At 49.0% G+C, this 24,998-nt stretch carries 22 protein-coding genes; 19 read left to right on the forward strand and 3 right to left on the reverse strand.

Translation table 11 applies throughout. The features are described from left to right. Nucleotides 1–569 precede the first annotated feature (569 nt). From PG862_RS05765 to PG862_RS05785, 5 genes are all read left to right on the forward strand, one after another. Nucleotides 570–1,307: a DUF4376 domain-containing protein gene (locus tag PG862_RS05765; RefSeq protein ID WP_270706824.1), complete on the forward strand. Its 738-nt coding sequence runs from the start codon at nt 570–572 to the stop codon at nt 1,305–1,307. Continuing rightward, nucleotides 1,282–1,707, forward strand: a complete 426-nt coding sequence (locus tag PG862_RS05770) for a putative ABC transporter permease (RefSeq protein ID WP_270706825.1) — start codon at nt 1,282–1,284, stop codon at nt 1,705–1,707. Before PG862_RS05765 ends, PG862_RS05770 begins: the two co-directional genes overlap by 26 nt. A 101-nt stretch (nt 1,708–1,808) precedes the next feature. Then, nucleotides 1,809–2,273, forward strand: a complete 465-nt coding sequence (locus tag PG862_RS05775) for a phage holin family protein (protein ID WP_270706826.1) — start codon at nt 1,809–1,811, stop codon at nt 2,271–2,273. Nucleotides 2,274–2,390: 117 nt separating this feature from the next. Next, on the forward strand, nt 2,391–2,714 hold the full coding sequence (locus PG862_RS05780) for a DUF4406 domain-containing protein (RefSeq protein WP_270706827.1): 324 nt from the start codon (nt 2,391–2,393) through the stop codon (nt 2,712–2,714). A gap of 4 nt (nt 2,715–2,718) precedes the next feature. Then, nucleotides 2,719–3,561: a M15 family metallopeptidase gene (locus PG862_RS05785; RefSeq protein WP_270706828.1), complete on the forward strand. Its 843-nt coding sequence runs from the start codon at nt 2,719–2,721 to the stop codon at nt 3,559–3,561. A gap of 30 nt (nt 3,562–3,591) precedes the next feature. On the opposite strand, the gene PG862_RS05790 is transcribed toward PG862_RS05785, so the two are convergent. Continuing rightward, nucleotides 3,592–4,173 carry an ABC transporter substrate-binding protein gene (locus PG862_RS05790; protein WP_456298765.1) on the reverse strand — a complete coding sequence of 194 codons (582 nt, stop codon included), beginning with the start codon at nt 4,171–4,173 and terminating at the stop codon, nt 3,592–3,594. A gap of 28 nt (nt 4,174–4,201) precedes the next feature. After that, nucleotides 4,202–5,587, reverse strand: coding sequence for a branched-chain amino acid transport system II carrier protein (gene brnQ, locus PG862_RS05795; protein ID WP_117796426.1), 1,386 nt, complete (start codon nt 5,585–5,587; stop codon nt 4,202–4,204). Nucleotides 5,588–5,862: 275 nt separating this feature from the next. Between brnQ and PG862_RS05800 the strand changes: the two genes are divergently transcribed. The 9 genes from PG862_RS05800 (at nt 5,863) to PG862_RS05840 (ending at nt 17,975) form a co-directional block, all read left to right on the forward strand. After that, the gene (locus tag PG862_RS05800) at nt 5,863–6,765 is read left to right on the forward strand and encodes a LysR family transcriptional regulator (RefSeq protein WP_107000149.1); all 903 of its coding nucleotides are present in this window, start codon (nt 5,863–5,865) and stop codon (nt 6,763–6,765) included. Nucleotides 6,766–6,957: 192 nt separating this feature from the next. Next, nucleotides 6,958–8,373 (forward strand): Wadjet anti-phage system protein JetA family protein, encoded by a 1,416-nt coding sequence (locus tag PG862_RS05805; RefSeq protein ID WP_117796427.1) that lies wholly within the window; start codon nt 6,958–6,960, stop codon nt 8,371–8,373. 3 nt (nt 8,374–8,376) lie between these two features. Further along, the gene (locus PG862_RS05810) at nt 8,377–9,063 is read left to right on the forward strand and encodes a DUF4194 domain-containing protein (RefSeq protein WP_117796428.1); all 687 of its coding nucleotides are present in this window, start codon (nt 8,377–8,379) and stop codon (nt 9,061–9,063) included. Continuing rightward, on the forward strand, nt 9,038–12,298 hold the full coding sequence (locus PG862_RS05815) for an ATP-binding protein (protein WP_270706829.1): 3,261 nt from the start codon (nt 9,038–9,040) through the stop codon (nt 12,296–12,298). Before PG862_RS05810 ends, PG862_RS05815 begins: the two co-directional genes overlap by 26 nt. A gap of 16 nt (nt 12,299–12,314) precedes the next feature. Further along, nucleotides 12,315–13,592: a Wadjet anti-phage system protein JetD domain-containing protein gene (locus PG862_RS05820; protein WP_117796430.1), complete on the forward strand. Its 1,278-nt coding sequence runs from the start codon at nt 12,315–12,317 to the stop codon at nt 13,590–13,592. Between the two features lie 74 nt (nt 13,593–13,666). Next, nucleotides 13,667–14,371, forward strand: coding sequence for a FadR/GntR family transcriptional regulator (locus PG862_RS05825; RefSeq protein ID WP_107000145.1), 705 nt, complete (start codon nt 13,667–13,669; stop codon nt 14,369–14,371). A gap of 181 nt (nt 14,372–14,552) precedes the next feature. After that, nucleotides 14,553–15,341 (forward strand): electron transfer flavoprotein subunit beta/FixA family protein, encoded by a 789-nt coding sequence (locus PG862_RS05830; RefSeq protein WP_022359830.1) that lies wholly within the window; start codon nt 14,553–14,555, stop codon nt 15,339–15,341. Between the two features lie 11 nt (nt 15,342–15,352). Continuing rightward, nucleotides 15,353–16,540, forward strand: coding sequence for an electron transfer flavoprotein subunit alpha (locus PG862_RS05835; RefSeq protein ID WP_107000144.1), 1,188 nt, complete (start codon nt 15,353–15,355; stop codon nt 16,538–16,540). Between the two features lie 28 nt (nt 16,541–16,568). Further along, nucleotides 16,569–17,975 carry an FAD-binding oxidoreductase gene (locus PG862_RS05840; RefSeq protein WP_117796431.1) on the forward strand — a complete coding sequence of 469 codons (1,407 nt, stop codon included), beginning with the start codon at nt 16,569–16,571 and terminating at the stop codon, nt 17,973–17,975. Nucleotides 17,976–18,188: 213 nt separating this feature from the next. Here PG862_RS05840 and PG862_RS05845 read toward each other — a convergent pair whose 3' ends face one another. Beyond that, nucleotides 18,189–18,791 carry a YcxB family protein gene (locus PG862_RS05845; protein ID WP_181986237.1) on the reverse strand — a complete coding sequence of 201 codons (603 nt, stop codon included), beginning with the start codon at nt 18,789–18,791 and terminating at the stop codon, nt 18,189–18,191. Nucleotides 18,792–19,246: 455 nt separating this feature from the next. Between PG862_RS05845 and dctP the strand changes: the two genes are divergently transcribed. From dctP to PG862_RS05870, 5 genes are all read left to right on the forward strand, one after another. After that, complete coding sequence (gene dctP / locus PG862_RS05850) at nt 19,247–20,323, forward strand: TRAP transporter substrate-binding protein DctP (RefSeq protein WP_107000141.1); 1,077 nt, start codon at nt 19,247–19,249, stop codon at nt 20,321–20,323. A 397-nt stretch (nt 20,324–20,720) separates the two neighbouring features. Then, nucleotides 20,721–21,221, forward strand: coding sequence for a TRAP transporter small permease (locus PG862_RS05855; protein WP_107000140.1), 501 nt, complete (start codon nt 20,721–20,723; stop codon nt 21,219–21,221). Beyond that, on the forward strand, nt 21,221–22,531 hold the full coding sequence (locus PG862_RS05860) for a TRAP transporter large permease (protein ID WP_181357154.1): 1,311 nt from the start codon (nt 21,221–21,223) through the stop codon (nt 22,529–22,531). The genes PG862_RS05855 and PG862_RS05860 overlap by 1 nt, the downstream gene beginning before the upstream one ends. Before the next feature lie 198 nt (nt 22,532–22,729). Beyond that, nucleotides 22,730–23,431, forward strand: a complete 702-nt coding sequence (locus tag PG862_RS05865; protein ID WP_117796433.1) for an MgtC/SapB family protein — start codon at nt 22,730–22,732, stop codon at nt 23,429–23,431. Between the two features lie 125 nt (nt 23,432–23,556). Next, entirely contained in the window at nt 23,557–24,996 is a 1,440-nt protein-coding gene (locus PG862_RS05870; RefSeq protein WP_117796434.1) for an NAD(P)/FAD-dependent oxidoreductase, read from the forward strand. The last annotated feature ends 2 nt before the right edge of the window (nt 24,997–24,998 follow it).

The following is a 24,998-nucleotide window of genomic DNA, read 5'->3' on the forward strand; positions in this document are numbered from 1 at the left end:
AAAAGAGTAGAAGCTATGGCCTGGTAAGAATATGTTGCTAGCATTTGATGCACAGACTTGGAATCAATATTGATGCTAATATCGTGCCCATTATCGCTTCGTGAAATTAGTCTGAAGACATATTGCCCGTCGCTTGGAACTGTATAGTTGTATTGATTTTCCGTTATTTGCTCATTGTAATCAAAGCTCAAATTGCTGTAAAAACCTGCCTTATCGCTATTTTACAGTGTTTTCCAAGCTCCGAACTCTCCGCCATTAAGTCGGCAGAAGTTGCCGTAAAAATCAGTAATTAGCAATTGGCAAAATCTTCCGTCCGCTTCGTTTGCAAATTGCCCGAAGTTAAAGATAAATGCCGATCCGCTATTTACTCCGGTGGGCAGATTTGTCCATTTACTAGAATCTGTAATGTAGTAGCCACCAAGCAATTTAGCATCATTTGCATTAAAGTTTGGCCCTGTTCGGCCCCTGAAAAATAATGGGTCGCTATTTAAAGGAATAACTGAATTTGAAAATACTGAGCCGAAAGGCTCTTTATTTATATATCAAAAAAGAAAGAGAGGAAAAAGAACATGGAAAAAATCAAAATCACAGGAACGGATCAGATATATGAGATCCAGAGCATCGCCCTGACGGCAGCGCATGTACTGCAGATTGTCTTTGTGGATGCGTTGCCGCCATCTTGGGGCGAAGACCTTGAACTTTACACTGCGGGTGACGTATTGGCCACAACACTCTCCGGGTGGACCACTGTATACCGCATTGATGGTCAGACGGTGTATCTGTCGGATGATGGCAGTATCTATACACCGTCTGCAGATCCGGAGCCGGTTGCTCCGCCGGAACCATATGAACCAACGCTTGCAGAATTGCAGGCATCCAAAAAGCAGGAGATCAGCACAGCGTGTGAGCAGGAAATCTATTCCGGAGTGGATGTGACATTCGCAGATGGATCGGCGGAGCACTTTTCTCTGACCGAACACGATCAGCTCAATTTATTCGGCAAGCAGGTGCAGCTTGCGGCTGGCGTGGAACAATTGGAATACCATTCCGATGGACAGGCCTGCCGATATTACAGCGCCACCGATATGCAGTTGATCATCACCGCGGCGATGCAGTTTGTATCGTATCACACTACTTACTGCAATGCCATCAATATGTGGATCTTAGGATGCGAGAGTACAAAAGAACTCCAGGCAATTTATTACGGAGCGGATATTCCGGAAAAGTACCAGTCAGACGTTCTTAAAGCATATATTGCATTAATGAAAGAGAGTGTAAGTGATGAGAATGCACAGGTTACTGAATAAATATCTGTTCCTGTTTGACGTTGGCGGTCTGTTATACATACTGATAGAGTTGGCATGGCGCGGATGGAGTCATTGGACGATGTTTATCCTGGGAGGAATCTGCTTCATCAATCTGGGATTGATCAATGAGGTCCTTCCCTGGTCCATGCCGCTTTGGCAGCAGGTTTTGATTGGCGCGGTGGGAATTACAATATTGGAGTTCCTGACCGGCTGTATCGTCAATCTTTGGCTTGGTTGGGGAGTTTGGGATTATAGCAATCTACTGGGAAATATCTTAGGCCAGGTGTGCCCGCAGTACGCACTGCTATGGCTACCGGTATCTCTAGCCGGGATTGTGTTGGATGACTGGATCCGATATTGGAAGTTCGGAGAGGAACGGCCGCATTACAATTTAATATGACATACAAAAAAGCACCCGAATCCGCGGCAAATGGATTTTCGGGTGCCTTTTTAACATGATTTGTGGAAGGAGACAAATGAAAAATGAAAAGGAGTACATGTATGAGCACTCAAATCTTTGCAACTGGATTAGTTGCCTGGCTCAGCGAAAAGCTGGGGGTGACATTTTATCTTCTGGGCTTGTTACTATGTTTGATGGTAATTGATTATCTTTCTGGTATGGCGGCGAGTGCTATAGAGGCATTAGACCATCCGGATGACAAATCGTATGGATGGAGTAGCCGGAAAGGAGCCAAAGGTATTGCAAAAAAAGTGGCGTATCTGTTTGTGATTGCCGTGGCGATGGTTATTGATTATATTATCATTCAGACTTCGGATGTTTTGGGATTCACATTACCGAATACAATGTTGTCTTTACTTGTTACGGTGTGGTATCTGCTGAATGAAGCATTATCAATCACAGAGAACGCGGGACGTATGGGAGCACCCGTACCTGACTGGCTTATGAAGTACATAGCTGCGTTAAAAAACAAGATTGATAGTAGAAATGGAGATAGCGAGCAGTAGAAGGAGGTGATCCGGATATCTCCCGCGGCAGCCTGGGTCATGGTTGCCATTGCGATATCGCAACAGGGCGGACCTAGTTCCGCTCCTTACATATTATAAAGAAAAGAGGACAAATCAATGATGAAAGCAATGTTATCCCAGCCGATGGCTGGAAAAACGGATGAGGAAATTATCGCAACCAGAGAAAAGGCGATCAAGGCGCTGGAGGCGCGGGGATACGAGATCGTGAATCCCCTGTTTACAGATGAGTGGTACAACCGTGAAAACATGGAGAAACACGGCGTGGTGCAGATTCCCCTCTGTTTCCTTGCAAAATCCTTAGAAAATATGTCTCTGTGTCATGCGGCGTATTTTTGTAAAGGATGGGAACAAGCGCGGGGCTGCCGGTTAGAGCACGAGGCGGCTGTAGCTTACGGTCTGACTGTTATTTATGAGGAGTGAGATTATGAGAGATATTACATTATGCCATCCGCGTCTCCAGACCCTGACTGCGCAGCTCGTCGATAAGTGTGCCGGTGCAGGTTTGCCGATTAAAATCGGGGAATCTTTCCGGAGCGTCGCCGAACAGGACGCTCTGTATGCACAAGGACGCACGCAGCCGGGCAGTATTGTCACGAATGCAAAAGGCAGCAGCTACAGCAGTCAGCACCAGTGGGGCATCGCAGCGGATTTTTACCGCGCTGACGGAAAAGGCGCATACAATGAAGCAGGAGATTATTTCAACCGGGTTGGAGCGATCGCCAAGCAGCTGGGGCTTGCATGGGGCGGCGATTGGAAAAGCATCGTAGACAAGCCACACGTATATTTGCCGGATTGGGGCAGCGGTACTGGGATTTTGAAACAGAAATATGGGACATTTGAGGCGTTTAAAAAGACCTGGGCGGCGGAGAACAGCACAGTACCAGAACAGTCAAAAACGGTGATCACCGATCTTAAAGAAATTAAGAGCGGCATACGCGGGTTGAGAGTCACTGCGTCCTCACTTATCATACGAACAACTCCAAAAGGTACAGACACAGGCAAGCGCTACACCAAGGATCAGCGTGTGCAGCCAATTAATAAATGCTTTGCCGACGGCGATCCGTGGATCCAGACTGCGGACGGCTGGGTGTCTGGCAAGTATCTTACTGGCTGGGTGTGCCAGGACGGGCGCTGGTGGTATCTGACAAACGACTACACGTATCTGCATGATACAGTCTGCCAGATTGACGGACAGGCGTATGCGTTTGATTCTGACGGCTGGATGATTACAGCTGACCGGATATCAGAGGACGGTCATATCCAATAATTTGGCAAATGGCAAGGGCAGTATTTTATATCACACAACCGTGTAATCCGCATCATTACTCGTAAACGCCGCCGCTGTCAGCCCGAAATTGATACTCTGATCGATGGTCAGGTCATTTTTTGGATCGATGCCATTTTTCTTTAAAATATACTCAAAGACCATTTCCGGCATTCCACCCGCGCGCCCGCCAAGCACCTTTTTGCCTTTCAGATCCTGCCAGGAAAAGTCTGGTTCGGCACTTCGTCCAACGAGAAAGTTTCCGGCACGCTGGGTCAGCTGGGCAAAATTGACAGCATAATCGGCGGAACCTTCCTGGTAGACATAGATACTTGCCTCTGAGCCCATGAATCCGATATCGGCATCCCCGGAGATGAGCGAGGTCATAACCTTGTCGGCACCGGCACCGTTTACGAGTGTCAGAGCGATGCCTTCATCCTTAAAATAGCCCAGCTCGATCGCGGCGTACTGTGGCGCATAAAAAATCGAGTGGGCTACCTCATTGAGTGTGACCGGTTCAAGCGCCCCGTCCGCCTCCTTCGCCTGTCCACACCCGGTCAGGGTGGTAAGCAGAGTGAGCACAGCCAGGGCAGCTGCAAATTTAGTTCGTTTCATGGTTGCCTCCTGCGGTTCGTTCATACTATTAAGATATGGGGAATACAGGAAGGTGTGAGCGGTCTGCTGATTTTTCTTTCTGTCTCCAGAGAAGTCCAATACAAAGCCCGACAAGCGACGGCAGAATCCATCCGAGGTTCAAATCAAACAGCGGAAGCGTATGTCTGGCAAATGCGATGACGGGTTCCAGATGTAGGGCAGACTGCATTTCGTCTGGCAGAGCTGCTAAAAAGTCAAAGATGGAAGCTGCCCAGGAACAAATGGTAACGCAGACATAGACTTTTTTGTTATGCTGGAATGCATTTCCAAGCAGCGCGAGGAGAATCAGCGTGATGGCTGGCGGGTAAATCAGCATCAAAACAGGAACCGAGTAAGTGATGATAGCGGACAGTCCTACATTTGACACAATGAGTGAAAAAAGGGTAAAAACGACCGCCCATGCACGGTAGGAAAGGGCATGGGGAAACAGTTTCACAAAGGTTTCCGCACAGCTCGTTACAAGCCCGATGGAGGTCTTGAGGCAGGCAAATGTGATCGCGATGGCGAGGATCCAGGTGCCCATCCGTCCAAGGTAGTAGTCTGCAATCTGGGAGAGGGCAATGCCGCCGTTTTCTGAAAGTTCGAACTGTCCCAGTGACTGTACTCCAATCAGGATGGTAAGCAGATAGATAAATGCCATCAGAAGCCCGGCCAGCATACCGGAATGCAGAACTTCTTTTGCAATGGCTGAATCTTCCTGAACGCCCATCTGGCGGATAACCGAAACAACCACGATCCCGAATGCGAGCCCGGCAATCGCATCCATGGTTTCATAGCCCTGGGAGAGCGCGGAAAAGAAAGCTCCATTCTGATAAGAGGCATCGGGAACTGCCCCTGAAACCGCGATGCTCGGATGAAGCAGGGCAGTCACAATCAGAACACCTAGAAACAGAAGAAACAGCGGATTGATGATTTTTCCGATCCAGAGCGTGATGCTGCCTGGACGAATGGAAAATACAAACACCAGCCCAAAGAAGATCAGCGAAAACAAAAGCAGCATAGTCTGCTCGGAAAGCTGTGTTCCTAAAAGAGGTCTGACTCCGGCGGTAAAGGAGGTCGTAGCGCACCGCGGAATAGCGAAAAACGGTCCGATTGTCAGGTAGAGCAGACAAGTAAAGAAATAGCTATATCTGCGTCCGATGCGGCGGGACAGATCCTGAAGTCCCTCCGAATGGGTGTTTCCGATTGCGGCAACGCCCAGGATCGGAATGCCGACGGCAGTCAGAATAAATCCAATCGTTGCCGGGAGAAACTGGCGTCCGGCAAGCTGACCGAGGTGCACCGGAAAAATCAGATTTCCGGCGCCGAAGAACATGCCGAATAAAGTTCCGGCAACTAAAAGCCGCTGCTTATGGGAAAGACAGGTCTGCGTCATAGATATTCACTCCTTTTACATGAGAATTGAAAGTTACTGTTCACGCATACGTGTCCAGTAACGGAATTTGCCGTGGCTTCGCATTTAAATACGGCAAATTCCTGCTGCCACCACGTTTTCTTACGGCACTTTCGGTTCCAAAAGTGCCTACCCGTGAACAGTAACAATTGAAAACTTTTTTGTAATCATCATTATAAAGCCTTCCTTGTGGTTTGTGAAAATCTAGTTTATAATAGAAATATGACAAAATGTAATATTCTAAAAGGAGGTGCGGCATGGATGCCAAAAAACTGGAAATATTGATGACGGCGGTAGATCTTGGAAGTTTTTCGAAAGCATCCGAGGTAGTCGGCTACACGCAGTCGGGGCTGACCCATCTGGTGGACAGCCTGGAGCGGGAGATTGGATTTCCGTTGATCCGCCGCAGTTACAGCGGCATCGCGCTGACGGAGGCGGGAGAAAACCTGTTGCCGGATATCCGCCAGTTTTTGCAGGCAAATGCCACCCTGGAAAATAAGATTCAGGCGGTGCGGGAACAGCAGGAGGAGTCGATCCGTGTGGCGGCATATGCGAGCATCGCGATGTACTGGATGCCGGAGATTTTATACCGGTTCCGCCGCCTCTGCCCGAAGGTGGACGTTGATCTCCGCATGGTCGATCATGCGCTGGAACCATTTGAATTATTACAGAGCGGAAAGACGGATGTCATTTTTGCGAGCAGACAGAAAGAACCGAAATGCGAGTGGATTCCGCTGTATCATGAACTTTTGTATGCGATTCTGCCAAAGCAGTATCCCTTAAATGGGCGCAAAGAATTTCCGCTGCGTGAATTTGAAGGAAAAGATTTCCTGATGCCTTACGGGCGGTTTGACATCGATGTACACGCCGCATTTGCAAAAGAGGGAGTCAGGGCAAAGGAGCAGTCTGTCTATGTGGATGATGAGACGGTGATCCGCATGGTGGGAAAAGGGCTGGGCATTTCAATGATGTCTGAACTGATGATCCGCGGAAATACTGAAGATGTCTACTGCGTTCCGGTTTCCCCGACCTGCATCCGGGAAATAGGAATGGGTATGAAGCCGGGGGCGGAGGAAAGTGAAAGCATTGCGAAGCTGACGAAATGTGTGATGCAGTTTGTGAGTACGTTAAATAAAGGAAGAAACGTCTCTTTGAAATAACCGGAATCAAAGTCCAAACAGTCCCAGCCTTGCCATTTTCCCGGTATAGAGTATATAATTATTAAGAAGAAACGACTGAGACTGCCGGCTTTTCGTTTTTTGGAAGAGCTGGTAGTTAGGTGTTTTCAGATATTGAAATATTCAGGAAAATCAGAAACATAAATACAGATAAATATATGGAAGGAATACACCGTGAGTATAAATAAAAACCTTTTTGACGCTCTCCCAATCGGCTTTTTCAACTGCCTGGCAAGCGGTAGCAGCAACCGCATTTATTCGGACTGCCTTCTGCTCATTTATCATGAGTATGACCGGGAGATCACCTACCGCATTGCCCGCAGCCGCATCCGGGATGCGCTTGCCATCTATCTTCTGGAAAATCACATTGATTATTTGGACGATGAGATGACAACCGACCGGAATTACAACCAGCTTGCCAATTCCGTGATCCGCAAATTCTGCTCGAAAGAGGTCGGATGGCTGGAGGAGGATACGGACGATGCGACGTATGAGAAGCATATCATGATGACGGAGCAGGGCGTCTTTCTGGCAGAATTTCTCCAGAAGATGATGAAGCCGGAGTGGGAAGAATTTTCAAGTTATATTTTCAATATTTATAATATTTTGCAGAATCCCGACCAGTGGGAACCGGATATCTATGTCAATGCGTTGCGCTCGGTCTACCGCAACGCGAAACAGCTCTCCGGTGCGCTCAAGCGCCTGGCGACCTTTATCAAAAAAATCATCGAGCGGATGGTGCGCGAGGAAAGCCTGGAAAGTCTGACCGAGAACGTCCTCGAATACTGTGAGGGCGATTTTATCCGCGAGTACGCGCGTCTGACGAAACAGCAGAATATTCATATGTACCGTTCCTTTATCCGGTCAAAGCTGGAAGCGATGCAGAACCGGCAGGAGCTGTTTGAGGGCCTGGTGGCGGGATGCGCGAAGGAAGAAGAACTGGAACACATTGAGGCGGAGAATAAGGTGCTGGATATGATCCAGACGATTCTGCAGTTTTTCTCAGTCGATTACGACGAGATCATGCGGGATATCAAGCATAAAATTAATATCTATTTACAGATTGCGATTGGACGCGCGAGATTTCTTCAAAACCGGGACAGCGATGTGCGCGGGCATGTCGAGCAGACGATCCGCGTGATTGCGGCGGAGATGAACACACTCGGTTGGAAGGAAGAACTGCCGGAGTCGATGAACGGGTTGTTTTTGCTGGAAAATAATGAGTTTATCGATACCGACTCGATCCGCTATCCGCGACGGGAGCAGATGATCCGCGAGGCAACCTATGCAAAGCTGGAAGAAATGACACAGGAGGACATCGACCGTGCGAGGGAGGCACAGGAGAGGGAGGCAGAGAACCCGTATTCGAAGGATAAGATGAAGAATTATCTGGAGGCGCTTTTAGGAGATCGGACGGAGATATCCAGCGAGGAGGTTCCGATGAAGAGCAAGCGGGATCTTTTAAGCGCGCTCTCGGCGGTTGCCTATGGTTCAGAAAATGGGTATGAGATACAGGCGGAGGATGGTTATCTGGAAACGCAGCAGATGCTTCTGCGGCGCTTTAAAATCGAACGCCGGAAGGAGAAATAAAACATGGGATTTGAAGAAATATGGAATGAATATACATCCTCTGAGAAGGACATGTTTCAGAAAAGTGTCAGGCGTCTTCTGAAGCAGACCTTTATCGTGCGCGACCGTGACGAGGACAGCAAAAAAGCGTACTATTTTGTCTCCAAGCGTTCGGAACCATTTTCAGCGTACCTGGGATATATCGGATACGATATTGTAATTGACCGGGAAAATGGCGTGATTATGCTGCAGAACTGCCGGGATCTCGGCGAGAATGGAAAACTGCAGATCAACCATGTGACACTCAAAAAGATGGAGAGTGTGGTTTTATGCTGCCTCTGGACTCTCTATGCGGACCGGGTGCGTTCTGGAAGTCTTTCGAAAAATATTGAGATTTCGGTGACCGATCTGCGCTATGAGATGGAAAAATACGGCATTCGGGATCAGATTGACAAGAGCAGTTTTGCATCGATTCTGACGCTGTTTACCAAATATCAGCTTCTGCAGGTGATTGGAAAGCTCGGCGAGGAGGACTGCCGGATCTGTCTTTATCCGTCGATGCAGTTTGTGCTGGAACCACAGGAGTTTGGCAAATTTGTGGAAAATGTCAACCGGCGGATGCAGGAAAAGTGGAGCCGTGAGGACGAATGGGAAACGGAGCTGACAAAAGAGGAGGAAGACGGCGATGAAGAATCAGACGATCATGAATAGGAAATCGGCGAAAAAACTTTTGATGGTCCAGTGGTCGCGTTTCCAGAATGTCTGTATCGAGCTGGAAGGTTCGACCCTGGTGACCGGTGTCAACGGAAGCGGAAAATCGACGGTGCTTGATGCGATGACCTATCTCCTGACGGGCAACACGCAGTTTAACAAGGCGGCGAAGGACCGAGACCGGACGGTGCTTGGCTATGTGCGCGGCGACACGCGCAGTAATGGTGAGGCGCGTTATTTGAGAAATGGCAGCGTTGTCAGCTATATTGCGATGGAATTTTCCGATCCGACGCTGGGAGTGCCGCTCACGGTCGGAGTATGCATTGAGTCTCCAAGTGAGTCTGGAAAGCCGGTCAGCAGCTGGTTTATCTGTCCAGGGGCGGCGATTGACGATATCGATTTTACACGGATTGAGGGAAATGCACTCCGCATCACGCCGAAAAATGAGCTGACAGTGAATGGCGAGGCGATGAAGCTTTCCTCTTTTATGGGACGGGACCGCGGCACGGAGGCGGTACTCCGGGCGCTGGGACTCCGCGTGGACGCAGCCAAATACCGGACAAAGCTTCTGAAAATGATGGCATTTAACCCGGAAAATAATATCGATCAGTTTATTCAGGACTGTGTCCTGGAACCGGGAAAAGTCCAGTCGCTGGAGGAACTGCGCGAGCAGAAGCGCCAGTTTGAGCGCCTGCGGGAACTCTATGAGAGTCTCAGACAGGGCAAAATCCAGCTCGAAGAGGTGCTTCGCCAGAGTGATGAATACGAGAAGAAAAAGCGGGTACTCCGCATCCGGGAGCTGATGCTTTCGTACCAGACGCTCCGGGAGAAGGAAGAGGAAGAAAAGCAGACGAAAAACCGTTATCAGGCTTTAAAAGACCAGTACGGGCGCCTGACCGAGCGGGCGGGAGAGCTCGCAAGACAGCAGGAAGCCGCACAGGAACGCCTGCGAATTGCAGAAAATAACGATATGGTCAAGGGAATGCAGGAAAGCCTGGATTCCCTGAAACGCCAGATCGAGGAAGCGGATCGTGAGAAAAAGAACTGGGAGGACAAGCTGGCGCAGATTTTGAAATTGAAGAAGAAGATAAGCGCGCTTATCAAGCTTCTGGAAGCAGATCTTCCGTCCTTATCCTCGGAAAACACCTATCTGGAGACACTGGAACAGGCGGATGGGGAGACGGCGAAGAAGCGGGAGGCGTTTGACGCATTCCGCGAGAAGGTGCACCGTCAGGACGGCATCTATGAGGAAAATAAGATCCACCTGCAGGATCAGTGTAAAGAGCGCGAAAAAGAGATAGGGGCGCTGCAGGAGAAGATCCGCCGTCTGGAATCGAATATCCTTGTGTTCCCGGCGGAGGTGGAAAATGCCCGGAATAAGATTCAGAGAGGGTTGGAAAAACAGGGTATCCAGACCGAGGTCCACATTTTTGCCGAATTGGTCCAGGAGGTGACCGCTCCGGAGTGGAGAAAGGCGGTTGAGACATTTCTGGGAAGAAAGCGTTTCTATATCATCGTGGACGGCGCGCACTGCCATAAGGCGATGCAGATTTTACAGAAAGAGCGGATCTATGATGGAAATGTCGTGATCACGGATAAGCTTCCGGAAACAGAGGCGGTGGAAGGTTCCGCGGCGGAGATTCTGCGGATCCCGAACGTCTATGCGAGACGTTACGCCAATTATCTGTTAAACGGCATTCATCTCTGTGAAAATCTGGAAGAGCTGCATGAATACCCGAAGGGCGGACTCATGCGGGATGGCATGCTGGCGAAGAGCTATGCGGTTGCGATGATGGATATGAGACGGACCGAGCTGTGTCTCGGCGCAGACGCGATCCGCTGCCAGCTGGAACAGTCCAGAAAGGAACTGGAAGAATTACAGGTGGTTCAGCAGGCGGATAAAGAAATGCTTTCACAGGTCATCAAGTGCCGCGATGCGATCAAGGAGATCGACTGGGACGGCGGACACTACGATTTCGGCGCGGCATATGGGCTGAAGGACTGCAAAAAGCGCAGGGACAGCCTGGTAAAGGACCGCGAGGAGATAGAGGCAAATCCGGACTTTACCGCAGTGCTGAAAGAGCTGGAGACGGCGGGACGGCTGGCACGCGAGGCAAATGAGAGTGTGAATCAGAACCAGAGTGAGCTCGGCGGCTGTAAGAATGATTTAAAGACCTGCGAAGGAACACTGAGCCGTATCAGCACGGAGATCTATTTATGCCAGAAGGCATATGAGGAAAAATGCCTTGTCAACATGGAACTCAAAGAGGCGATGCTGGAGGAATATAACCGCGAGAGCGAGAAGCGCGGCACGATCCGCGTGACGACACAGCTTTCCATTGACAAGAGCAAAAATATGCTGGCAGAGCGGGAACGTCAGCTGGAGGATGCACAGCTTGCATATTGTCGTCTGGCGGGAATCGACGTCGGAAAGCGCGGCATCGGCTACATCCCGTGGTACCGGGAAGAATACCGGAACCTGGCGCACGTCAAGGTGGAGGAAGCCCAGCAGAGGCTGCAGGAGCAGGCAGGACGGCTGGAGAGCGCGTTTATGAACGATTTCGTGGCGGAGATTGACGAGAATGTCCGCGAGGCAAAACGTGAGATGGACGCGATCAACCGCGAACTGCGCCGTATGCCGTTTGGCAACGATACCTACAAGTTCGTGATGAAAGAAAAGCCAGACCGCGCTCTCTTCTTCCGCATCTGCAAGCGTCTGGAAAAATATATGAGTTCCCCGCAGGTCTATATGAATTCGGCGCGCGACGACGAGGAGATGGAGAATGATATTCAGGAGTTTATGAGTATCATTCTGGCGGAAGAAGATGAGTGGGAATACACGGATTACAGGAGATATTTTTCTTACGATATGGAGATCAGCAGCCGTCAGGGGCAGACCGAGATCACGGCAGAGTTATCGAAAAAACAGGGTTCCGCCAGCAACGGAGAGAAGCAGACCCCGTATTTCATCATTCTGGCGGCGAGTCTTTTGCAGTGCTATCCGGCAAACACCTGCTGCGCCCGTCTGGCATTCATCGACGAGGCATTCTCGGCGCTGTCGAGAGAGCGGATCGAGCAGATGGTCCGTTATTTCGAAGAAAATCACTTCCAGGTATTTTATGCAGCTCCGCCGGAGAAGATCAACAGTATCGGTCAGTTCATCGATTCAACCGTCAGCCTCATCGTGACAGGACGGTATACGAATGCGGTAGAAGGATTGGTGAAGCAGGCATAGGGAAAGAGGAGAAAAAATGGCGGATCGGAAAGAGTGGAAAGAACAGCTTTTAAGTAAATTGCTGGATCAATACGAAAAAAGCGTCACCTATGTCGGTGAAAATAAGGTAAAACAAGTGTTTTCGGTCAAACCATCCGATATTTTCAAGGGCTACAACGAAGATTTTCTCCCGCCGGAACAGCTTTTCCAGGAAAAAGAATTTGAACGACTGATCCGTCAGATGGAATCGGGGGGACTTATTCATGTAGTTCCTCCGAATACTGGTATTCTCCGTCAGATCTGTGCCGTCCCGGAACGCTGGAAAGATTACTATACCTGCCTGAACCGGACGGAAAAGAATATTCTAAAAAAACAGTTGGAAGAAGTTTACCATCGCTTCTGCCAGTGCGATTTATTGGAAGCATATGGAAAAGAAAAGCTTCAGACACTGAAAAACAGCCGTGCGAAAAAGCTGGATGAAAAGAAAGTAGAAAAAGAGATAACCGAGGCAGAAGCTATCTGGAATCTGGTGCAATTTTTAAAAGAAAATCAGGAAAAGCAGAGAACTACGCTGGAGCGGGAAATGTCAGAGGCAGTTCTGCATGACAGTAAACAGTGGGAAAAGATATATCGGAAAAAGGTGTGTGGGATTTTGGAGCACACAGGACGGTATGATGAACCGCTTGCGGAGCTGGAAGAAGAACGGGAGCGTCAGACGGCGCTTCTGGAGGAATTTTACATTTATTCCAATCCGGCGTATATCTATCTGAAAGGGGATGCGCGGATCTGCCTTGAAGATGGACGCGAACTTCGGATTTATCACGATCTGCCGATGTCGATCCCTTTTGAGACATTCCAGAAGGCAAAAAGCATCCACATCCGGGATGCAGCGCTGATGACGGTGGAAAATCTGACCTCGTTTCACCGGCTGGAGCGGGAACATATATTTTACCTGTTTCTGAGTGGTTACCATACCCGCACGAAACAGGCGCTTTTGCAGCGGATCGCCAGAGAAAATCCGGGACTTTCCTGGTATCATTTTGGAGATCTTGATCCAGACGGCCTGGCGATCGCGGGACATCTGATCCGAAAGACGGGACTGCCGTTTCAGCTGTGCGCGATGGGCGTGCGGGAATTGCAGCGGTTTCAGACGTATACAAAGCCATTGGAAGCACCCGATCGGTCGAAGGCGGAAGCGATGATAAAACAGGGCAGCAGATATGCGGGGATATTGCGGTATATGTTGGAGCACAACTGTAAATTGGAGCAGGAGATTATAAGCTGGCAGGAGACGAGATTGGAGAGTTTTCTGTAAAAAGAATCTTTTCGGTTCAATCCGGATTTTTATATATGATATGATAAAGACAAAGTGAAAGGAGTGCAGCGTCTATGGAAAAACAGGAAAAAGCCTACAAAGGTGTCATCGAATATTTCAAGAACCGCATCATGGCGGGCGAGCTGCGTCCGGGGGAGAAGCTTCCTCCGGAGCGGGAGATTGCGCAGATGCTGGAAGTCAGCCGCAATTCCGTCCGGGAAGCGCTGCGGATCATGGATATGACGGGAGTGATTTCCTCCCAGCAGGGCTCGGGGAATTACATCACTTGTGAATTTCAGAAAAGCATTGCGGAGACGATGGGGATGATGTTTGCTATGTCCCAGATTAATTATCAGCAGATCAGCCAGATCCGCTATGCGCTGGAACAGCAGGCGTTTGCTCTGGCGGTTGAACATGCGTCGGAGAGCCAGATGGACGCGCTGGAAGAACTGGTAAAGCGTCTTGACCGGAGCATGGACGAGCAGGAAAACGCCCGGATTGACAAACAGATCCATTTTACACTGGCGCTGGCGTCGGGAAATGTGCTGCTGCTCAATATTTTAGAGGCGTGTTCCGGCGTGATCGATACCTTCATCCGGAATATGCGCGCGGAAATTCTGCGAACAAAAGAGGCGAAAGAAGCACTGAATCTCTGTCACCGGCAGATTGCGGAAGCGCTGCGGAACAAAGATAATGCAGCGGGGAAGGATGCACTGGACCGGCATTTCCGGATGATAGATGAAATTTTGGAAAAACATGAAAAAACACATTCTATGTGAAAAGATAAACAATCGTTGACAACTAGAACGCAGCCCACTATACTAACGAATAAAGAAAATTGGTTCTACCAAAATTCTTTTTCTTTTCAATAAATTGGTAGAACCAATATGCGGATTAAAAATTCTTTACATCCATCATTTAAAGATTTTTACAAAGCATCCATATGAAGGAGGAAACAGAATGAAGATTCTTGTCTGTATCAAACAGGTACCGGAAAGCAATAAAGTAGAAGTCGATCCGGTTACCGGCGTGCTGAAACGAGACGGCGCGGCTTCGAAGATGAACCCATACGATCTGTACGCGCTGGAGACGGCGTTCCGGATCAGGGAAGAAGTGGGCGGAAGTGTTCACGTCATTTCCATGGGACCGCCGCAGGCGCAGCAGGTGATCCGCGAGGCATTTGCGATGGGCGCGGACGGCGGAACGCTTTTATCGGATCGCAAATTTGGCGGTGCGGATGTACTGGCGACCAGCTATACACTTGCGCAGGGCATCAAGAGCTGCGGCGATTTTGACCTGATCCTCTGCGGCAAACAGACAACGGACGGCGACACCGCGCAGGTTGGTCCGGAGATCTCCGAGTGGCTGAATATCCCGAGCGTGGCAGATGTTGTCAAGATCAATCAGATTGATGAGGACGGCATCACCGTCAGCATGGATCTGCCGGAAGAGGTCGAGGTGGCGAAAGTGCAGTTCCCGTGTCTCTTAGCCGTTGACAAGGATATTTTCCAGCCAAGACTTCCTTCGTATGTCCGGAAAATGAACACGAAAGACCGTGAAATCCGGATTCTTTCCTTGGCGGATATGGATGATAAAGACGCGATGCACTATGGACTCAATGGTTCCCCGACGCAGGTTCAGCGCATTTTCCCACCGGCTGTCAATGACAAAAAGGAAATGTGGGACGGAAGCGGCGAAGAGCTGGCGGACCGGCTGTATCAGAAGATCGTGGATATGAAATTCGTGTAGGAGGTGGAATCATGGCTGAGTTAATCATACATCAGGACAAAATCCCGGATAATCAGGAACTTATCAAGCTCTGTCCGTTCGGGGCGATGGAAGAAAAAGACGGAAAGGTGACGATCAGCGCCGCCTGTAAAATGTGCCGTCTCTGCGTGAGAAAAGGTCCGAAGGGCGCGGTTGAATATGTAGAAGACGCGGTAAAACCGAGCGTCGATAAGAGTGCATGGAAGGGCATTGCCGTTTACGTAGATCACGTGGATGGAAAGGTGCATCCGGTTACATTGGAGCTTCTTGGAAAAGCGAGAGAACTTTCCAAGGTAACGGGACATCCGGTTTACGCCCTGTTTATGGGAAATGAAATCGAAGCGGCTGCACACGAACTGCTTCATTATAATGTAGATAAAGTATTCGTCTATGATGCACCGGAACTGGCACGTTTCCAGATCGAGCCGTACACGGCAGTTTTTGAAAACTTCATCCAGACAGTAAAACCATCGTCTATTCTCGTCGGTGCGACCACGGTCGGCAGACAGCTGGCGCCGCGTGTGGCTGCCCGTATGAAGACAGGTCTGACCGCGGATTGTACGATCCTGGAAATGGATGAAAATACTGATTTATCCCAGATCCGACCGGCTTTTGGCGGCAATATCATGGCGCACATCAAGACCCCGAACCACCGTCCGCAGATGGCGACCGTGCGCTATAAGATCATGAACGCACCGGAGCGTGCCGAGAAAGAGAGCGGTGAGATTGTGGTCTGTACAATTGAGAAGGAAAAACTGCTTTCCCACGTGAGGGTTCTGGATATCGTAGAAAAGCCGAAGGAAACCTTTATCGAAAATGCTGACGTCCTGGTGGTAGCCGGACGAGGCGTGAAGAAGCCGGAAGATTTGAAAATGCTGGAAAAACTGGCAGATCTGCTGGGAGGTCAGCTTGCCTGCACCCGTCCGATGGTGGAAGCCGGATGGCTGGATGCCAAGTGCCAGATCGGTCTGAGTGGCCGTACGGTCCGCCCAAAACTCATCATCACCTGCGGCGTGTCCGGTGCGGTCCAGTTTACTGCCGGCATGAATCACGCGGAGACGATCGTCGCGATCAATAAAGATCCGAAAGCGCCGATTTTCAAGACGGCACATTACTGCCTGACTGGTGATCTCTATGAGATTCTCCCGAGACTGATTGAGAAGATTGAGATGGGAAGATAAAGATTCACAGGAAGGAGAGCAGGATATCATGGGAAATTACAAGAAAATAGATAAAGATGATATTTTATATATAAAAAACACAATTCAGGATGACGAGCGTGTCCTCGTAGGTGAAAATATCAACGAAGAGTACAGCCACGATGAGCTGAGCGGCACCAGCAGTTATCCGGATGTGGTGGTAAAGGCAAAATCAGCCGAAGAGATCGCGGCGATCATGAAATATGCATACGAAAATACGATTCCGGTGACACCGAGGGGCGCCGGAACGGGTCTGGTTGGTTCTTCGGTTCCGATGGAACATGGCATCATGATCGATACCACCCTGATGAACCAGATTCTCGAATTGGATGAGGAAAACCTGACGGTCACGGTGGAACCGGGCGTCCTTTTGATGGAATTGTCCGCCTATGTAGAAGATCACGATTTCTTCTACCCGCCGGATCCGGGTGAGAAATCAGCGACCATCGGCGGCAACATCAGCACGAATGCGGGCGGTATGCGTGCGGTCAAATACGGTGTGACGAGAGACTATGTCATGGGGCTGGAAGTGGTTCTGCCGGATGGCACGATCACTCAGTTTGGAGGCAAAGTCGTAAAGAATAGTTCAGGCTATGACTTGAAAGATCTGATTATTGGTTCCGAGGGAACGCTTGGCTTTATTACCAAGGCGATCTTAAAGCTTCTGCCACTTCCGAAGCGTGTCATCAGCCTTCTGATCCCGTTCCCGACCCTGAAACAGGCGATCGACACCGTCCCGGTTATCATCAAATCTAAGACGATCCCGACCGCGATCGAGTTCATGCAGCGGGAAGTGATTGAAGACGCCGAGGAGTATTTAGGAAAAGCGTTCCCGGATAAACAGTCGGATGCGTATCTGCTTTTGAAATTTGATGGTAATTCCACCAAGGAGATCGAAGAAGCGTATGACAAGGTGGCCAAACTCTGCCTGGAACAGGGCGCACTGGACGTGCTGATTTCCGATACCCAGGAGCGTGAGGAATCCATCTGGAAAGCCAGAGGTGCTTTCCTGGAGGCAATCAAGGGATCCACGACTTACATGGATGAGGTCGATATGGTTGTTCCGAGAAGCCGCGTCAATGAGATGGTGACGTATCTGCACGATCTCCACAATGAGATTGATATCCGCATCAAGAGCTTCGGTCATGCGGGCGACGGAAATCTGCACGCCTACATCCTGAAAGACGATTTGAGTGATGAAGAGTGGGAAAAACGGATGTCTGCTGCAATGGAGAAGATCTATCAGAAGGCCCATGAACTCGAAGGTCAGGTGTCCGGCGAGCACGGCATCGGATATGCGAAAAAGCCGTATTTAAGAGAATCCCTGCCGGAGAAGAACCTGGATCTGATGAACGGAATCAAGAAAGTGTTTGATCCGAAGAATATTCTGAATCCGCATAAGGTGGCGCAGAGATAGAAGAAAATAACTGCATTGATATTTTTTAGCCACAAGTGTTGCAAAAACGTTTGAGCACCACGCGGTAAGGCTGATTCTAGGAACTGCAGAAGATTTTTGGCAGAAAAACAGAATAGAACAGCAGTTTTTTGAGAAAGCCACGATCTGAATCAAAGAGTTCAAATCGTGGCTTTTTAGAGTTGTTGAACTATTTTATAGTTTATATCTATCGACCTATCTTTTCTTCTTCAACGCCTGCATCACCCGAACCAGCGGAATCGTCTTCCTGTAAATCCGTTTCCCACTCTTATTTTCCAAAAAATCCCGAAACGCGCCAATTGCTTTCAAATTTTGGCTCTCATCCGAATTTGAACGGGACCCCGCGCTTGCGTCAATCCCCTTTTTCGGCACCATATACCCGCCGTAGGAATCGCGGAACAGATAGAAATAATCGCGGTCCTCACCCAGCTTTTCAAATTCATTGTAAGCCAGTGTGCTTTCGCGGGTGTTTTTCGGAAGAGAATAGACTTCCAGATGATTTTCACGGAATTCATAGCGAGACGCCGGGAACGGCATGCCGCTTTTTTTGATCTGTTCGGCGAGCTTGTGGGCGGTGTGGTTGGCGGAGCTGTAGGTGCTGGTCGTCAGATAGCAGCCGTAGGCGGCTAAGAGGATGCCCCACCACTCGCTTAGATTGATGATACCTCCGGCGATGAACAGGATGCTTAAAATTGTCCGCGTGATCCGGTTGGAAGCGCAGAAGAGATCGTACTGCATCCGGGACAGGGATTCGAAGGTTTTTTCGTTGTGGTGCATTTCTATCTTATAGTAAATCATGGTAAGCCCTTTCATATAAAAAATCAATCATCACCTATATAAAAACAGTATATAGAAGCATAGAAAATATCTTAAGAAGTAGTATACTGTTTCTTCCCTGTTTCCGCAACTGGATCTGTTAAATCTGTAATGTTGATAAAAAATAAACAAGATTGTTACAAAAATATCACACAAAAATCGACTAAAATCGAGAAAAAATTATATAATTTCGACAAAATAGCTTGCCTAATCGTAAAATAAGTGTTAAAATTAGGTAAAAGATGAATAAAGAACCAAAAGCAGAGACGAAGAGATGCGCCATGGTTAGAAACAGCTGGAAAAGACTGTTTTTTAAAAATGGTGCTATTTTTTTGCCTAAATGCTGAAATGGTAATTTATTTAGAAAGTAGTAGAAACTGTTGATGAACCGGTCAGAAAGATGACTGGGGGAGGTTAAGAAAAAGGAGAGAAAACGTATGAGAAAAGTATTATCAGTAGTACTGGCAGCGACGATGGCGATGAGCCTGGCGGCCTGCGGCGGTAGCGGCGCAAAGACTGACACAAAGGCAGCAGACGCAGGAACGGCAGCAGGTGACGAGGCATCTGCAGATGATTACTACATCACCATCAAGTTTTCCAACGTATTCCAGCCGGCAGAGTGGAACTACAAAGCCAGCGAATATCTGGCAGACCTGGTAAAAGAGAAGACCGATGGTCATATCACTCTGGAGTATTACGGACAGAACCAGCTTGACTGCTATGCGGAGTCTGTAGCACAGGCACACAACGGCGCTGTCTGGATGGGTCTGGAGGAGCCGTCCTACTTTGCTGATTACATCGGCGATTACAACGTATTAGTTGGACCGATGCTTTACAAGAACAATGCAGAGTATAATGCAGTGATGGATTCTGATATTGTAAAAGATCTGAATGCAAAACTGGCAAGCGAGCACAACATCCACGTTCTGGATACACATTATTCGTTCGGATTCAGAAGCGTATGTACGAACAAGGTAGTTGAGAAACCGGCTGACTTAAATGGTCTGATCATGCGTTCGACCGAGTCTCCGCTGTTTGTTAAGACGATTACCTGTCTGGGTGCTACCCCGTCTGCAATGAGCTTTACGGAGTGCTTATCTGCTATGTCCAGTGGTGTTGTTGATGGTTTCGAAGGTTCCATCTCCACCCTGAAGGATACAGGTGCTTATGAGTACACCAAGAAAGTTGCAAACACGAACCACTTCATCGCAACCCGTTGGTTATTCATGGCTGAGGACGTATATCAGTCCATCCCGGAAAAATGGAGAAACATCCTGGATGAGTGCTGTGTAGAAGCTGGTAAGTGGGAGCAGGAAAATGCTGAGAACGACGAAGCTTCCATGATCGAGTTCCTGAAAGACAAAGGCGTTGAGTGGAACGATGTAGATATTGACGCATTCACAGAGGCTTGTGCTCCGGTTTATGACTGGATCGTAGACGAGTACGGCGCAGATCCGGAACTTCATCAGAAACTGGTTGATTTCCTGAATGACTACCGTGCAAAGAACGAATAACGTAGATTGTTCCGAACAAATACAGTATTTTAAAGCAATTATGAAATGGTAAAACGTAACGGTTATCAGAACCGCTGCGGAGAAGAAAGTATATCTGCCCGGGCTGTCAGAACAAAGAAGATTGTCTGAGGTCCGGGCAGACTTCCGACAAACGTATAGTGCCGGAAATATGAAACTGCTGGTAACTGTTCAGTAGGTCTGCGCATTTACTGCGCTGACCGTACGAAAACATGGACCAGCAGGCAAAAATCCCATTGCCGTAGGCAATTTTTAATGGATTTTTGCGCGTGACTGTGAAGGTACTGAACAGTTACAACTGCTGGAAAGATGGCTGTATGACAGAACAGTCGTCGGTTATGCAAAACTGACTGCCATTATGAATGCATGAGGATAGACTATGGAAAAGAAAAAAATCACACTGGGGTCGGTGCTGGTAAACCTGGATGCAATTATTACCTGCGTGACACTGACACTCTGTACAATCGTTGTAAACGCAAACGTCCTTATGCGCTATTTCCTGAAAAGACCGTTGTATTGGTCGGAAGAGGTCGCTACGGGGCTCTTCGTCTGGACCGTCTTTATTGGAAGCGCATATGCGTACCGTAAGCACGCACATCTGGGCGTAGACATCCTGATCAACATTCTTCCGGAGAAGATAAGAAAAGTTGTTAAGGTTATTATGGATCTTCTGGAGCTTGTTACTCTGATTATGCTGACCAGAACAAGCGTCCAGTATGTGATGAACACGATGGATAAGCTGACTAATACGCTGCGTGTTCCGAGCTGGTATATTTCCGGCGCGGTTCCGATCGGATTTGGGCTTTCACTGATTTTCTGTATTTACTTTTTGGTTAAGGATATTATCAAGGTATTTAAAGGGAAAGGGGGAAATAACTGATGGGACTCGAATTAATTGAACTCGTTCCGATTTTTATGGTATTTATTCTCTATTTCCTGGGAATGCCGATTGTATATGCACTGTTTGGTTCAACCTTCTTTTATTTTACATTTATTGATACAACCAGTAAAAACTGGCTGATCTTACAGAAGGTTATGACCTCTACACAGTCGTTCTCGATGTTAGCGATTCCATTTTTCGTTATGGCTGGTTCCGTCATGAACTACGGCGGCATCAGTGACAAGATGATGGATTTCGCGGAAGTGCTGACCGGTCATATGAAAGGCGGTCTGGCACAGGTAAACGTAGTACTTAGTATGCTGATGGGCGGATGCTCCGGTTCGGCCAACGCAGATTGTGCGATGCAGTCCAAGATGCTGGTTCCGGAGATGGAGAAGAGAGGTTACTCCAAGGCGTTCTCCGCAGCGATCACAGCGGCTTCCTCGGCTGCTACACCGGTTATTCCGCCGGGAGTAAACCTGATCGTTTTTACACTGATTGCACAGATTTCCCTGGGTCGTACGTTTGCGGCTGGTTATATTCCGGGTATTCTGATGGCAATCTCGATGATGATCGTTGTTTCGATTATTGCACATAAGAGAAACTACCCGACCACCCGTGAAAAATTCCCGTCTCTGAAAGAGATCGTGAAACAGGGTATTACCTCTTTCTGGGGTCTGTTCTTCCCATTTGGTATCATCCTGGGAATGCGTTTTGGCATGTTTACCCCGTCTGAGGGCGGTGCGGTAGCCGTTCTTTACTGTATTATTATCGGACGTTTCGTTTACAAGAAACTATCCCTGAAAGAGCATCTGGTTCCGATCCTGCTTGACAGTATCGCCGGTACTTCCAGCGTTGTCCTGATCATGGTTGCAGCGAATGTATTCGGTTACTACATGACCTGGATTAACCTGCCGAGAGTCGTGGCAACTGGTATGTTAAGCCTGACAACCAACAAGTGGCTGTTCCTTATGGCATGCAACGTAATTCTTCTGATTATGGGTATGTTCCTGGAAGGCGGCGCGGCGCTGATGATTATTACACCTCTGCTGCTTCCGGTTGCAAGACAGCTTGGAATCAATGATTACCACTTTGGACTGGTAGCGATCGTTAACATCATGATCGGTGGTATTACACCTCCGTTCGGTTCGATGATGTTCACGACCTGTGGTATCACGGGATGTCCGATCAGTGAGTTCCTGAAGGAAGTATGGCCATTTATCGTGTCCCTTCTGGTTGTTCTTCTGCTTCTGACCTTCTGCCCGTTCTTAATTACATGTGTACCGGATCTTCTGTACGGCGCAGCATAGAAACAGATTGACAAAACGTTAATAAATTGGATATAATAAAGCCTGTGAGATTAAGAGCAGAAAGGCAAACGTAGAAATACGGATGCTTTCTGCTCTTTTTTGTTCCATAAAAGATACCGGTATCGGTCATGGAAGAGTCTTGTGGAGCGAAAAAGAGCTGTGTTCTAGAAGCTTTACGGGCTTGCAGAGGGAGAAAAAATGGCAGTTTGGAAATGGATTGTGGAGACAGCGGCGACCTGGACAGCGGTCGGCATCTGGATTCGTCTGCTGTTTTCGCTGGCAGTGGGAATGTTCATTGGAATTGACCGTGGTTTGAAACGGCGCGGTGCGGGCATCAAGACGCATGTGCTGGTCTGCCTGGGTTCAGCGCTTGTCATGCTGACGAGTGAATATATGTTCCGGACATTTCCGTCCGCGAAAGCGGACATGGCGCGGATGGGCGCACAGGTTATCAGCGGCATCGGATTTTTAGGAGTCGGCACGATCATGGTAACCGGGCGCAATCAGGTGCGTGGATTGACTACAGCGGCGTGTCTCTGGGTCTGCGCCTGTGAAGGACTGGCAGCCGGTATCGGATTTGTGGACGGTGCGGTTTACGGTCTGATTCTGATTGCGGTTACCTTGAAGCTCCTGACACGTGTGGATACAATGATTCATGAGCATGCAAAGGTGTTCGATTTCTATCTGGAATTTACCAGCAGCCGGTGTGTTGGGGCGTTCATGGATACCATGCGTTCCAAGGATGTGAAAATCGTGTCTTTTGATATTGCCAAGAATAAGTTAAAGGGCGAGGGTCCGTCCGCGACGATGTCGGTGGAAGTGCAGGACAAGTCGCTTCGAAAAACACTTCTGAGCGATATTCAGGCGATGGAGGAGATCCGGTTTGCAGAGGAGCTGTAGCAGCTAAAGGGTTCAGATGGGCTTACGCACGAAATGCAGCAGAAATAGGATGAATTGTCTAAACAAACAGGATAGTTGAAACGAGAACAAGAAAACATTTAGTATAAATAATGGAGGATCACAGTATGAACGGAAATACATACGACGTAGTGATTATCGGAGGTGGCGTCATCGGCAGCAGCATCGCCAGAGCGCTTTCGAAATATGAGTGCCGCACCGTGCTTCTGGAAAAAGAAGAGGATGTCTGCTCCGGCACATCGAAGGCAAACAGTGCTATCGTCCATGCGGGCTATGACGCAAAGACAGGTTCTTTAAAAGCAAAGCTCAATGTAAAAGGCAACGCCATGATGGGAGATTTATCCAAAGAACTCGATTTTGATTTCAAGCGGAATTCCTCCCTGGTACTCTGCTTCGCGCAGGAGGACCTCCCGGCGCTGCAGGCACTCTATGAGAGAGGCGTGGCAAACGGTGTGCCGGATATTTCCATTCTGACCGGCGATGAGGTCCGCAAGATGGAGCCGAACGTCAGCGGGGAGGTTGTGGCAGCGCTCTATGCACCGACTGGCGGCATCGTATGTCCATTTGGTCTGACGATCGCGCTGGCAGAGAATGCCTGTGATAACGGCGTTGAATTTGTATTCAACACAAAAGCAGAAAAAGTTGAAAAAACGACAGAAGGATACCGTGTGATAACCAACAACGGTGTCTTCGAGACAAAATATGTCGTGAACGCAGCCGGCGTGTATTCTGACGAGATCCACAACATGGTTTCGGAAAAGAAGCTTCACATTGTGCCGCGCCGCGGCGAGTACTGCCTGCTCGATAAAGAGGCAGGCAACCACGTATCAGCGACTGTCTTCCAGCTTCCGGGCAAGTATGGCAAGGGAATCCTCGTCAGCCCGACGATTCACGGAAATCTCTTAGTCGGACCGACCGCGGTGGATCAGGAAGATAAGGACGGAACCTACACGACCGCCGAGGGACTGGCAGAGGCATGTGAGAAGGCAGCCAAGAGTGTCAACAACATTCCGTTCCGTCAGGTCATCACTTCCTTCTCCGGCCTGCGTGCCCATGAGGACGGCGATGATTTCATCATCGGTGAGGCGGAGGACGCACCGGGCTTCTTTGATGCAGCCGGAATCGAGTCTCCGGGACTTTCCTGCGCACCGGCGATCGGTGAATATCTGGCTGGGATGATCGAGGAAAAAGCTGGATTTGGCAAGAATCCGAATTTCAATCCGATCCGCAAGGGCATCGTGAAAGCAGCACGTTTAAATACGGAAGAACGCGCAGAACTGATCCGCAAGAACCCGGCATACGGCGCAATCGTCTGCCGCTGCGAGACAATCAGCGAGGGGGAGATCGTGGATGCGATCACCCGTACACTCGGCGCACGCTCGATGGATGGCATCAAACGGCGCGTCCGTCAGGGTATGGGACGGTGTCAGGCAGGCTTCTGCACTCCGAGAGCGATGGAAATTCTCTCCCGTGAGACGGGAATCCCGATCACAGAGATCTGCAAAAACCGCAAAGGTTCCGAAATGATAAAAGGTGAGGAGGCATAACC

Origin of the sequence: Clostridium fessum (genome assembly GCF_027698965.1) — a bacterium.
Taxonomy (GTDB): Bacteria; Bacillota; Clostridia; order Lachnospirales; family Lachnospiraceae; genus Otoolea; species Otoolea fessa.